The sequence below is a fragment of the Bacillus sp. G1(2015b) genome (genome assembly GCF_001482475.1).
Lineage (GTDB): Bacteria > Bacillota > Bacilli > Bacillales > Bacillaceae > Bacillus > Bacillus safensis.
Genome location: NZ_LKIC01000004.1, coordinates 186,771 through 199,096, shown reverse-complemented (window position 1 = coordinate 199,096; position 12,326 = coordinate 186,771). Strand labels below are relative to the sequence as shown.

The window sequence follows — 12,326 nt, the reverse complement described above, 5'->3', positions numbered from 1 at the left end:
GGAGGTAAAGCAGCATGACTAAAATTGCATTTTTATTCCCTGGCCAAGGCTCTCAAAAAATTGGCATGGGAAAAGATTTATTTGACCAAGAAACAGTATCTAAAGCTGTATTTGAAGAAGCAGACAATACCCTCGGGTTTGATTTATCTTCTATGATTTTTGAAGGGGATGCAGAAGAACTGACGCTCACTTATAACGCGCAGCCAGCTCTTTTAACGACAAGTATCGCCATCTTAAAGAAATTTGAAGAGAGCGGAATCAAAGCCGATTATGCAGCAGGACACAGTCTTGGCGAATACACTGCCCTCGTTGCAGCAGGCGCACTTTCGTTTAAAGATGCTGTTTATGCAGTCAGAAAGCGCGGAGAATTAATGAATGAAGCTGTTCCAGCAGGAGAAGGCGCCATGGCAGCGATTCTCGGCTTAGACAAAGCGGCACTTGTCGAAGTGACAAAAGAAGTGACAGAGAGCGGTCACCTTGTAGAGCTCGCTAACTTAAACTGTCCTGGTCAAATCGTCATCTCTGGTACAGCAAAAGGGGTAGAACTTGCTTCAGAGAAAGCGAAAGAAAAAGGCGCTAAACGTGCAATTGCTCTTGAAGTGAGCGGACCTTTCCATTCTGCATTAATGAAACCAGCTGCTGAAAAATTTACAGATGTTTTGTCAAAGCTAGATATTGCGGATGCCAAAACTCCAGTCATCTCAAATGTAACAGCAGACATCGTGACATCTCGTGATGACATTGAGACAAAGCTCATTGAACAACTGTATTCTCCAGTTCGTTTTGAAGAAAGTGTGGAACGCCTCATTGATCTAGGCGTCACAACATTTATTGAAATTGGTCCTGGCAAAGTGCTTTCAGGTCTTGTGAAAAAAGTGAATCGCCGCCTGACGACGATTTCCGTTTCAGATCAAGAAACAATTGAAGCAGCCATTCAAACACTCAAGGGGGATTCTTGATGCTTACAAATAAAACAGCCGTTGTAACAGGAGCATCACGCGGGATTGGCCGTTCCATCGCGATCGATCTAGCGAAAAGTGGTGCAAATGTTGTCGTGAACTATTCTGGAAACGAAGCAAAAGCAAATGAAGTCGTCGATGAAATCAAAGCACTCGGCCAGCAGGCATTTGCTGTGAAAGCTGATGTCTCAAATGCTGAAGAAGTACAAGCCATGATGAAACAAGCGATTGATACCTTTGGTTCAATTGACATTCTTGTGAATAATGCAGGCATCACAAAGGACAACCTGCTTATGAGAATGAAAGAGAATGAATGGGATGATGTCATTAACATAAACTTAAAGGGTGTCTTTAACTGTACAAAAGCCGTGACACGTCAAATGATGAAGCAAAGAAGCGGAAGAATTATCAATTTGGCTTCAGTCGTTGGTGTGTGTGGAAACCCTGGACAAGCAAACTATGTTGCAGCAAAAGCTGGCGTCATCGGATTAACGAAAACAACAGCTAAAGAGCTGGCAACTCGTCACATTACAGTGAATGCAGTAGCACCAGGCTTTATTTCAACAGATATGACAGACAAGCTTGATGACAATGTACAGACGGAAATGCTTAAACAAATCCCGCTCGCACGCTTTGGTGCACCTGAAGATATTAGCAATGTTGTTGTCTTTTTAGCTTCAGAAGGAGCAGGTTATATTACAGGCCAAACCATCCAAGTAGATGGCGGAATGGTCATGTCCTAAGAAATATCAAAATTTCATTAGGTTTTCTCTAGTTTTTTAAAAACGAATCAACTATAATACTTTGAGGGGAGGTGAAAGGCAATGGCAGACGTATTAGAGCGTGTATCAAAAATTATTGTAGACCGCCTTGGCGTTGATGAGGCTGACGTGAAAATGGAAGCTTCATTTAAAGAAGATTTAGGCGCTGATTCCCTTGATGTAGTTGAGCTAGTTATGGAACTTGAAGATGAGTTCGATATGGAAATTTCTGACGAAGATGCTGAAAAAATTGCAACAGTCGGTGACGCTGTGAACTACATAAATAACCAGCAATAAGCGTAACAAAGTCCCGTCTACTTTCGACGGGACTTTGAAAATTTATGTTAGTTTCAACACATTCAGCTGATCAATTGTCAGCCTTTTTCAGATGCTGGGAGCAATGTTTCCCTGCATGTAGAAAGAGAGACTCCATATAATCAGTATCCTTAAAGGCGATTACGCCTACCTGGAGGTTGCTATGCCAAAACAATATAAAGACAAACAGAAACAGAGCAAAAAACTAGAGCAATTTAGAGAATTCCAGCAGCGCATTTCTGTACACTTTAAAAATGAAAAGCTTCTATATCAAGCTTTTACCCATTCCTCTTATGTGAATGAACACCGGAAAAAGCCATACGAGGACAATGAAAGACTTGAATTTTTAGGAGATGCTGTTTTAGAATTGACCATCTCTCAATTCTTATTTGCAAAATATCCAGCGATGAGCGAGGGAGATTTAACGAAACTAAGAGCGGCGATCGTATGTGAACCGTCACTTGTATCACTAGCACATGAGCTATCCTTCGGAGACCTTGTTCTTTTAGGAAAAGGCGAAGAAATGACAGGCGGTAGAAAACGTCCAGCACTCTTAGCGGATGTATTCGAGGCGTTTATCGGCGCACTTTATTTAGATCAAGGACTGGAGCCAGTTGAACGGTTCCTAGAAGCGTACGTTTATCCGAAAATTAATGATGGAGCGTTCTCGCACGTCATGGACTTTAAAAGCCAACTGCAAGAATTTGTGCAGCGCGATGGAAAAGGTGTGCTTGAATACCGTATCCTGCATGAAAAAGGCCCTGCACATAACCGGGAATTTGAAGCAAATGTATCCCTTCGAGGTGAAGTGCTCGGAATCGGAAATGGACGCTCTAAAAAAGAAGCAGAACAGCACGCTGCACAGGAAGCACTTGCTAAATTGCAGAAACATCATATGAACCAATAAAATCCCCCTCGTTATTCAGGGGGATTTCACTCTGTTTTCCATCATCTTTTTACACTTCATATGGTAAGATGATAGTACTTTAAATACATAAGGAGGATCACTCTCATGTTCCTCAAACGTTTAGACGTGATAGGATTCAAATCATTTGCACAGCGAGTGACCGTGGACTTTGTCAAAGGGGTCACAGCTGTTGTTGGACCAAACGGAAGCGGCAAAAGCAATATTACCGATGCCATCCGCTGGGTACTTGGAGAACAATCAGCGAAAAGCCTCCGCGGAGGAAAAATGGAAGATATCATTTTTGCAGGCAGTGACTCAAGGAAAAGAGTCAATCTAGCAGAAGTGACTTTAACATTAGATAACGAAGACCACTTTTTACCGATCGATTTTCACGAAGTCAGTGTGACAAGAAGGGTTTATCGTTCAGGAGAAAGTGAATTTCTCATCAACAATCAATCTGTCCGCTTAAAGGATATTATTGATCTTTTCATGGATTCAGGTCTTGGAAAAGAAGCTTTTTCAATCATCAGTCAAGGAAAGGTAGAAGAAATTCTATCAAGTAAGGCAGAAGAGAGAAGAAGCATCTTTGAAGAAGCGGCTGGTGTTTTGAAATATAAAACAAGAAAGAAAAAAGCCGAGAATAAACTGTTTGAAACGCAGGACAACTTAAACCGAGTAGAAGATATTCTGCATGAACTAGAAGATCAAGTAGAACCATTAAGAATGCAAGCCTCTATTGCAAAAGACTATTTGCAAAAAAAAGAAGAGCTTGAAAATGTCGAAATCGCCCTCACTGTCCATGACATCGAAGCACTTCATGAAAAATGGACAACACTTGGTGAAGCAGTCGAGCGCTTCAAACAAGATGAAATGAAGCAGTCTACAGATATCCAAGCAAAAGAAGCCAAAATTGAAGAATCGAGAGACCGCATTCAAGCGCTTGACGAATCAATTAATGACCTGCAAGAAGTTCTTCTTTTCACAAGTGAAGAGTTAGAAAAACTTGAAGGAAAAAAAGAAGTGCTAAAAGAACGGAAAAAAAATGCTGCCGCAAACCAAGGCCAGCTTGAAGAAACGCTCGTTCGCTTAACTGAAAAGCAGGCGCTGCTAACCGAAAAGATTGAGCAGCAGAAAATCACGCGTGACAGCCTGCAAAAAGAAGTGCAGCAGCTAAAAGATGAAGTGAACACAAAGCAGCATCAACTGTCGCTTCATAGCGAAGATGTGGAAGGTCAAATTGAACAGCTGAAAAGCGATTATTTTGATCTGCTCAATGAACAGGCTTCCATCCGTAATGAACGTAAATTACTAGAAGAACAGCAGCGCCAAGCGGCGATGCAGCTAGAGCGACTGACGCAAAATAACCAAAAACATATCGAAGAACGAGTGTCTGTCAAAGAAAAGAAAACAGAGGCTGAGCAGCAGCTTTCAGCACTGGAAGATGACATTCTGGCTCAAGTTAAACGTTTTAGGGAAGCAGAACAAAAGCTTGAGCAAATGAAACGTCAATACGAGAAAAAAGAAACGGCTCTTTACCAAGCCTATCAATACGTACAGCAGGCAAAATCCAAAAAAGAGATGCTTGAATCCATGCAGGAAGACTTCTCAGGCTTTTTCCAAGGAGTGAAAGAGGTCTTAAAGGCAAAAGAACGGTTAGGCGGTATTCACGGTGCTATTGCAGAGCTGATTCAAACGGATCAGCAGTATGAAACAGCGATTGAAATTGCGCTAGGTGCAGCCACGCAGCACGTCGTCACAGAAAATGAAGCTGCTGCGAGACAAGCGATTGGATACTTAAAGCAGCATTCCTTTGGACGTGCAACCTTCCTGCCAATGAACGTCATCAAAGAAAGAACCATTCAGCTCAGAGATGTCCAAACAGCAGAGCAGCACGCTGCATTTATCGGTGTAGCGAGTCACCTCGTTTCCTTTGACGACAAGTATCAAAAGGTGATTCAGAATTTACTTGGAACTGTGCTGATCGTTAGAGACTTAAAAGGCGCCAATGAATTGGCAAAAATGCTTGGACATCGTTACCGTATCGTGACCCTTGATGGTGATGTCGTAAACCCCGGCGGTTCAATGACCGGTGGCGGCGTAAAGAAAAAGAACAACTCTCTTCTTTCAAGAAACCGGGAGATCGAAACGTTAACAAAGCAGCTCGTTGAAATGGAAGAGAAAACAACGATCCTTGAAAAAGAAACAAAAGAAACGAAACAATTGATCGGAGCAAACGAAAGCCAATTAAACGAACTGCGCCAGCGCGGCGAAACGCTTCGTGAAAAGCAGCAAGAACTCAAAGGGAAGCTATACGAACTGCAAGTCGCAGAAAAAAATATCAATGCTCATCTTGAACTCTATGATCAAGAAAAAGAAGAGTTGCAGCAGCGTTCTACTGAACTCGCGGATAAGGACAAAAAGCAGGTCGCTCTAGAAGCCTCTATAGGTGAGAAACTGACGACTCTTGATCAAGAAATCAATATATTAACAAAGCGTAAGCAGACGCAAAGCTCAACGAAAGAAACCATTTCTGCCGAATTAACAGAGCTGAAAATCTCGCTGGCGAAAAAAGATCAGTCCTTAGCCAATGAACAAGAAAAGCTTTCGAGCTTAATGGCTGAATTAGAAGAGGCTGAACAGACGCTGATGGAAACAAAAGAAGATCTGTCACTCTTAACAAGTGAAATGTCATCTAGTTCAAGCGGAGCCGAACAACTGGAAGAAGCGGCGAAAGAGAAGCTGGAAAACAAAAACAAAACAACCGCACTCATTTCAGAGCGGCGTAAGCAGCGTCTTGCTCTTTCTGAAACATTAGAATTCGCTGAACGTGAACTTAAAGAACAAAAGCGTTTATACAAGCAGCTCACTACAAGCTTAAAAGATGAAGAGATTAAGCTAGGCCGTATGGAAGTCGAGCTCGATAACCTGATTGCTTATTTGAACGATGAATATGCTCTTTCGTTTGAAGGAGCAAAAGAGATGTATCAGTTGACGTTATCGCCAGATGAAGCGAGAAAACGAGTGAAGCTGATCAAACTAGCGATTGAAGAGCTTGGAACAGTAAACTTAGGCAGCATTGACGAGTATGAACGTGTCAATGAACGCTATCTCTTCTTAACAGAGCAGCGAAATGATCTGACAGAAGCGAAAAATACATTATTCCAAGTCATCGAAGAAATGGATCAAGAGATGACAAAGCGCTTCTCTGAGACATTCTCTCAAATTCGCGGGCACTTTGAATCTGTATTCCAAGCATTATTTGGCGGCGGAAGAGCCGATCTTAAGCTGACAGATCCAAATGATTTGCTCAACTCTGGCGTTGATATTGTCGCGCAGCCGCCAGGGAAAAAACTGCAAAACTTAAGCCTGCTTTCAGGCGGGGAGAGAGCCTTAACAGCGATCGCTTTACTATTCTCTATTTTAAAAGTGAGACCTGTTCCATTCTGCGTATTAGATGAGGTAGAAGCGGCGCTTGATGAAGCAAATGTTTTCCGTTTTGCGCAATATTTAAAGAAATACAGCGAGGAAACACAGTTCATTGTCATTACGCACCGCAAGGGAACAATGGAAGAAGCCGATGTGCTCTACGGTGTGACCATGCAGGAATCAGGTGTTTCTAAGCTTGTATCTGTCAAACTAGAAGAAACGAAAGAGCTTGTCCAGTAATTAAAGGAGGTTTTTGAACCAATGAGCTTTTTTAAGAAATTAAAAGAAAAATTTACGCAGCAAACCGATTCAGTATCAGAAAAGTTTAAAGATGGACTCGAAAAAACGAGAAACTCCTTCCAAGGAAAAGTAAATGAACTGATTTCTCGCTACCGCAAAGTCGATGAAGACTTTTTTGAAGAGCTGGAAGAGGTTCTAATCGGTGCTGATGTCGGTTTCACAACTGTGATGGAACTGATTGATGAGCTGAAAAAAGAAGTGAAATTAAGAAATATTCAAGACCCAAGTGAAGTACAAGCGGTGATTTCTGAAAAACTGGTTGACATCTACAATAGCGGAGAGGAACAAATCTCTGCGCTGAACATTGAAGACGGGCGTTTGAATATCATTTTGTTTGTAGGCGTCAACGGTGTTGGGAAAACAACGACGATCGGCAAGCTTGCAAACAAGCTGAAAAATGAAGGGAAATCCGTCATTTTAGCAGCAGGTGATACGTTCCGTGCTGGTGCGATCGAGCAGCTTGAAGTTTGGGGAGAGCGTTCAGGTGTTCCTGTCGTCAAACAAACAGCAGGCTCTGATCCAGCAGCGGTGATCTATGATGCCGTTCAATCAGCAAAAGCGAAAAATGCAGATGTCCTCATCTGCGATACAGCAGGAAGACTTCAAAACAAAGTCAATTTGATGAAAGAGCTGGAGAAAGTCAAGAGAGTCATTGAGCGCGAGGTTCCAGATGCACCTCATGAAGTATTGCTCGCCCTTGATGCGACAACAGGTCAAAACGCCATGGCACAAGCCAAGGAATTTTCTAAAGCGACAAATGTGACAGGGATTGCTTTAACAAAGCTTGACGGTACTGCAAAAGGCGGAATTGTTCTTGCGATTCGAAATGAGCTGAACATCCCAGTAAAGCTTGTCGGTTTAGGTGAAAAGGTGGACGATTTGCAAGAGTTTGATGCAGAATCGTATGTGTATGGATTATTCTCAGACGTAATTGATCAACAAGTCTAACAAAAAAATGCCGGCAAAACTGCTGGCATTTTTATTTATACGTAGCTTCATGAAGTGACAAGATAAAAACTTGACACACAGCAGAGAACCGTGTAAACTTAGTTGATGTAAAGGGAATGAACTTAACAAAGGGGAGAGAGCCCATGACGCTTGAAAAAACAACGAGAATGAATTACTTGTTTGACTTCTATCAATCGTTGTTGACCGCAAAGCAAAAGAGCTACATGTCGCTTTACTACCTAGACGATTTTTCCCTCGGTGAAATTGCGGATGAATATGAAGTATCAAGGCAGGCTGTTTATGATAATATTAAACGGACTGAAGCGATGCTTGAACAATATGAAGAAAAGCTGCTCTTGTTTAAGAAATTTAAAGAGCGTAAAGAACTTCTCAAAAAAATGAGAGAGCTTGTAGCTGATTCTGCGCAAACGGAAGAAGCAGAAGCTTTAATTGAATCGCTTGAGAAATTAGATTAGGAGGCGGCACAGTATGGCATTTGAAGGATTAGCCGACCGACTGCAGCAGACGATTTCAAAAATCCGCGGCAAAGGAAAAGTGTCAGAGCAAGATGTAAAAGAAATGATGCGCGAGGTACGCCTTGCCCTTCTTGAAGCTGACGTCAATTTTAAAGTAGTCAAAGACTTTGTGAAAAAAGTAAGTGAGCGGGCAGTTGGACAAGAGGTCATGAAAAGCCTTACCCCTGGACAACAGGTCATTAAAGTTGTAAAAGAAGAACTCACTGAATTAATGGGCGGAGAAGAGAGTAAGATCGCTGTAGCGAAAAAATCTCCAACAGTCATTATGATGGTAGGTCTTCAAGGGGCAGGTAAAACAACCACAACTGGGAAGCTTGCCAATTTACTTCGCAAAAAACATAATCGCAAGCCGATGATGGTGGCTGCTGATATTTATAGACCAGCAGCGATCCAGCAGCTTCAAACGCTTGGGAAACAGCTTGATATGCCGGTGTTTTCATTAGGTGACCAAGTCAGCCCTGTCGAAATTGCCAAACAGGCAATTGAAAAAGCGAAAGAAGAACACCATGATTATGTCATTTTAGATACAGCAGGACGTCTTCATATCGATGAAGAATTAATGGATGAACTTCAGAAAGTAAAAGAAGTAGCGAATCCAGAAGAAATTTTCCTAGTTGTTGACTCTATGACAGGTCAAGATGCGGTCAATGTCGCAAAAAGCTTTAATGAACAGCTTGGTTTAACAGGTGTCGTTCTCACAAAACTAGACGGTGATACAAGAGGCGGTGCAGCCCTTTCTATTCGAGCTGTCACCAATACGCCGATTAAATTCGCTGCACTAGGAGAAAAGCTTGATGCGATTGAACCATTCCATCCGGAGCGGATGGCATCAAGAATTCTTGGCATGGGAGATGTGCTGACCCTTATTGAAAAAGCACAGGCAAACGTCGACCAAGATAAAGCGAAAGAGCTTGAGCAAAAAATGCGGACAATGAGCTTCACGCTCGATGATTTCCTCGAGCAGCTTGGCCAAGTTCGAAATATGGGTCCTCTTGATGAACTGATCCAAATGATGCCGGGAGCCGGTAAAATGAAAGGGCTCAAAAACGTCCAAGTGGACGAAAAGCAGCTCAATCACATCGAAGCGATCATTAAATCAATGACGACTCAGGAAAAAGAACAGCCAGAGGTCATCAATGCAAGCCGAAGAAAACGGATTGCAAAAGGAAGCGGAACATCTGTACAGGAAGTCAATCGCCTTTTAAAGCAATTTGATGAAATGAAAAAGATGATGAAGCAAATGACCAACATGTCCAAAGGAAAGAAAAAGGGCTTTAAATTACCATTTATGTAATTGGTTATACATGATAAAACCGTTGTTAAGAAAAAACACTTTACAAACCCTTTTATCATTGTTAATATACTATCTTGTTGAAATATTTTCGGAGGTGCTAGTAAAATGGCAGTAAAAATTCGTTTAAAACGTATGGGAGCAAAAAAATCTCCTTTCTATCGTATTGTTGTAGCAGATTCTCGTTCACCACGTGACGGTCGTTTCATCGAAACAGTTGGAACTTACAACCCAGTGGTATCACCAGCTGAGGTGAAAATCAACGAAGAATTAGCGCTTAAATGGCTTCAAAATGGTGCGAAACCATCTGATACAGTTCGCAACCTTTTCTCAAGCCAAGGAATTCTTGAAAAATTTCATAATGCGAAAAACAGCAAATAATGAATGAGCTGTCCTTGGAAGAATTGATTGTGTCCATCGTCGAGCCACTTGTTGATTTCCCTGAAGATATTCACGTATCTTCATTAGAAAAAGATGAGCAGGTGATTTACACACTGTCTGTCAATGCTGAAGATACCGGAAAAGTGATCGGAAAGCAGGGACGTACAGCAAAAGCGATACGAACAGTCATTTTTTCAGCAAGTGCAGAGTCTTCTAAGAAAGTTCAACTTGAGATTGCTGACTAAAAAGGGAGAGGGCTTAGGACCTCCCCTTTTTTTACACGTTTAAATCTATTTTTCGTTATACTGTAGAGGACAAATGCCTTCGGATAGGGGGACAAAAAGGAAGATGCAGATCATTCAACATGTCACCGTGATGCAAGTATTAACTGAAAGCAGTAAGGACAAACTGTTAACGACTTTTTTGGAGAAAAAAGAAAGACTAGAACGTGAATGCAATCAATTATATTTTCAACTAAAAAAACATGAAAAAGAACCACATCAGCAAGAAGCCATCCCTCAATTTCAAAAAGCGATCGATAAAAGGCAAGAGAAAATTAGGCAGATTGATTTTCAAGTAGAGCAGCTTCATATTTTGCCGCTTGGAAGTGAGATGAAAGAAACAGAAGTGGATGCACTGGTTGAAGTAAAAATAGGTGATAAATGGGATGACAAAATGCAAGATAATGTCATCGTCGTGAAAGACGGCACCATTGTGGAAATACGTCAGGGGTGATTGAGAACATGGAGCTAGAATGGTTGAATGTTGGAAAGATCGTCAATACACACGGAGTGCGCGGAGAAGTACGCGTCGTGTCAAAGACGGATTTCCCAGAAGAGCGTTACAAAAAGGGAAGCGTGCTCTATATTTTTAAACAGGGTCAAAAAGAGCCGCTGAAAGTGACTGTCGCATCACACCGCCAGCACAAACAGTTTGATTTGCTCACATTTGAAGAAATCAACTCATTAAATGAAGCAGAGCTTCTGAAAGAGTCAATCTTAAAGGTAGAAAAAGAACATCTTGGGTCATTAGACGAAGGAGAATTTTATTTTCACCAAATCATTGGCTGTGAAGTATACGATGAAGAGGACAAGCTGATCGGCCAAATCAAAGAAATCCTTACGCCAGGGGCAAATGATGTGTGGGTGGTTGGAAGAAAAGGCAAAAAAGATGCCCTCATTCCATATATTCCATCTGTCGTCAAAAACATTGATATCTCATCCAAAACTGTTCGCATTGAAATGATGGAAGGACTCATTGACGAATGAAAATCGACTTTTTAACCCTTTTTCCTGAAATGTTCGAAGGTGTGCTTCACTCATCGATCTTAAAAAAAGCACAGGAGAAAGAAGCTGTTTCATTTCATGTTGTCAATTTTAGAGAGTATTCGGATCATAAGCATAAAACAGTGGATGACTATCCGTATGGCGGCGGTGCTGGTATGGTACTGAAAGCACAGCCCGTATTTGATGCGGTAGAAGATTTAACGAAGAAAGCAAGCACGAAGCCCCGAGTTATTCTTGTCTGTCCTCAAGGGGAAAGATATACACAAAAGAAGGCAGAAGAACTTGCAAAAGAAGAGCATCTTATGTTCATTTGCGGCCACTATGAAGGCTACGATGAGCGCATCAGGGAGCATCTTGTCACAGATGAGATCTCAATCGGAGATTTCGTCCTCACAGGCGGAGAGCTGCCAGCGATGATGATTGCAGACAGTGTGGTCAGGCTTTTGCCTCATGTGCTTGGAAAAGAAGCGTCTCACATCGAAGATTCATTCAGTACAGGTCTGCTTGAGCATCCGCACTATACAAGGCCAGCGGATTATAAAGGACTAAAAGTGCCGGATGTGCTCCTCTCTGGAAATCATGCCAAAATAGAAGAGTGGCGGCGCAAAGAATCCTTGAAGCGAACCTATACAAGACGGCCAGATTTGATCGATTCTTGCAAAACATTAACGGATGATGAAAAAAGATGGCTTTGGCAGCTTCATAATGACTAGATTGTATTGCACACGGCATAGAGGTATGGTATGATACTACTTGTGACTTGGACGGCTTGCTGATCCAAGTTTGAAAACGATGTTCCGCTGCAATGAAGAAAGAGGACATGAGCATCTGTTGGAAGGAGTTGAAAACGATGCAACATTTGATTGAAGAAATCACAAAAGAACAATTACGCACTGATCTTCCTGCGTTCCGTCCTGGTGACACTTTACGTGTACACGTTAAAGTTGTCGAGGGTACTCGTGAGCGTATCCAGATCTTTGAAGGTGTTGTAATTAAGCGTCGTGGTGGTGGAATCAGCGAAACTTTCACAGTTCGTAAGATCTCTTACGGTGTAGGCGTTGAGCGTACATTCCCTGTACACACACCAAAAATCGCTAAGATCGAAGTTGTACGTCACGGTAAGGTACGTCGTGCGAAACTTTACTACCTACGTGAACTTCGCGGTAAAGCGGCTCGTATCAAAGAAATCAGACGATAATGATATCAAAGGAAAGAG

General features: G+C 42.0%; 14 protein-coding genes. All 14 read left to right on the top strand.

Translation table 11 applies throughout. The features are described from left to right. Nucleotides 1-14: 14 nt before the first annotated feature. The 14 genes from fabD to rplS all read left to right on the top strand — a co-directional run bounded on the left by fabD (nucleotide 15) and on the right by rplS (nucleotide 12,308). Nucleotides 15-959, top strand: a complete 945-nt coding sequence (gene fabD, locus AMR95_RS04585; protein ID WP_058837715.1) for an ACP S-malonyltransferase — start codon at nucleotides 15-17, stop codon at nucleotides 957-959. Continuing rightward, nucleotides 959-1,702 carry a 3-oxoacyl-[acyl-carrier-protein] reductase gene (gene fabG, locus AMR95_RS04580; protein WP_039178486.1) on the top strand — a complete coding sequence of 248 codons (744 nt, stop codon included), beginning with the start codon at nucleotides 959-961 and terminating at the stop codon, nucleotides 1,700-1,702. Before fabD ends, fabG begins: the two co-directional genes overlap by 1 nt. 81 nt (nucleotides 1,703-1,783) lie before the next feature. Beyond that, nucleotides 1,784-2,017, top strand: a complete 234-nt coding sequence (gene acpP / locus AMR95_RS04575) for an acyl carrier protein (protein ID WP_008344853.1) — start codon at nucleotides 1,784-1,786, stop codon at nucleotides 2,015-2,017. Nucleotides 2,018-2,198: 181 nt separating this feature from the next. Continuing rightward, a complete protein-coding gene (gene rnc / locus AMR95_RS04570; protein WP_008344850.1) occupies nucleotides 2,199-2,942 on the top strand; it encodes a ribonuclease III in 744 nt (247 codons plus the stop codon). 105 nt (nucleotides 2,943-3,047) lie between these two features. Next, nucleotides 3,048-6,608 (top strand): chromosome segregation protein SMC, encoded by a 3,561-nt coding sequence (gene smc / locus AMR95_RS04565; protein ID WP_058837714.1) that lies wholly within the window; start codon nucleotides 3,048-3,050, stop codon nucleotides 6,606-6,608. A 21-nt stretch (nucleotides 6,609-6,629) separates the two neighbouring features. Next, complete coding sequence (gene ftsY / locus AMR95_RS04560) at nucleotides 6,630-7,616, top strand: signal recognition particle-docking protein FtsY (RefSeq protein WP_058837713.1); 987 nt, start codon at nucleotides 6,630-6,632, stop codon at nucleotides 7,614-7,616. Between the two features lie 143 nt (nucleotides 7,617-7,759). After that, nucleotides 7,760-8,092 carry a putative DNA-binding protein gene (locus AMR95_RS04555; RefSeq protein ID WP_012009935.1) on the top strand — a complete coding sequence of 111 codons (333 nt, stop codon included), beginning with the start codon at nucleotides 7,760-7,762 and terminating at the stop codon, nucleotides 8,090-8,092. Nucleotides 8,093-8,105: 13 nt separating this feature from the next. Then, complete coding sequence (gene ffh, locus AMR95_RS04550) at nucleotides 8,106-9,446, top strand: signal recognition particle protein (protein ID WP_024426967.1); 1,341 nt, start codon at nucleotides 8,106-8,108, stop codon at nucleotides 9,444-9,446. 105 nt (nucleotides 9,447-9,551) lie between these two features. Further along, nucleotides 9,552-9,824: a 30S ribosomal protein S16 gene (rpsP, locus tag AMR95_RS04545; RefSeq protein WP_008344841.1), complete on the top strand. Its 273-nt coding sequence runs from the start codon at nucleotides 9,552-9,554 to the stop codon at nucleotides 9,822-9,824. Continuing rightward, nucleotides 9,824-10,069 carry a KH domain-containing protein gene (locus AMR95_RS04540; RefSeq protein WP_058837712.1) on the top strand — a complete coding sequence of 82 codons (246 nt, stop codon included), beginning with the start codon at nucleotides 9,824-9,826 and terminating at the stop codon, nucleotides 10,067-10,069. Before rpsP ends, AMR95_RS04540 begins: the two co-directional genes overlap by 1 nt. Before the next feature lie 103 nt (nucleotides 10,070-10,172). Next, a complete protein-coding gene (locus tag AMR95_RS04535; protein WP_024424191.1) occupies nucleotides 10,173-10,559 on the top strand; it encodes a YlqD family protein in 387 nt (128 codons plus the stop codon). Between the two features lie 8 nt (nucleotides 10,560-10,567). Further along, nucleotides 10,568-11,092, top strand: coding sequence for a ribosome maturation factor RimM (gene rimM, locus AMR95_RS04530; RefSeq protein ID WP_058837711.1), 525 nt, complete (start codon nucleotides 10,568-10,570; stop codon nucleotides 11,090-11,092). Further along, a complete protein-coding gene (gene trmD, locus AMR95_RS04525; protein ID WP_058837710.1) occupies nucleotides 11,089-11,823 on the top strand; it encodes a tRNA (guanosine(37)-N1)-methyltransferase TrmD in 735 nt (244 codons plus the stop codon). The genes rimM and trmD overlap by 4 nt, the downstream gene beginning before the upstream one ends. Before the next feature lie 137 nt (nucleotides 11,824-11,960). Next, entirely contained in the window at nucleotides 11,961-12,308 is a 348-nt protein-coding gene (rplS, locus tag AMR95_RS04520; protein ID WP_008354510.1) for a 50S ribosomal protein L19, read from the top strand. Nucleotides 12,309-12,326: the final 18 nt, after the last annotated feature.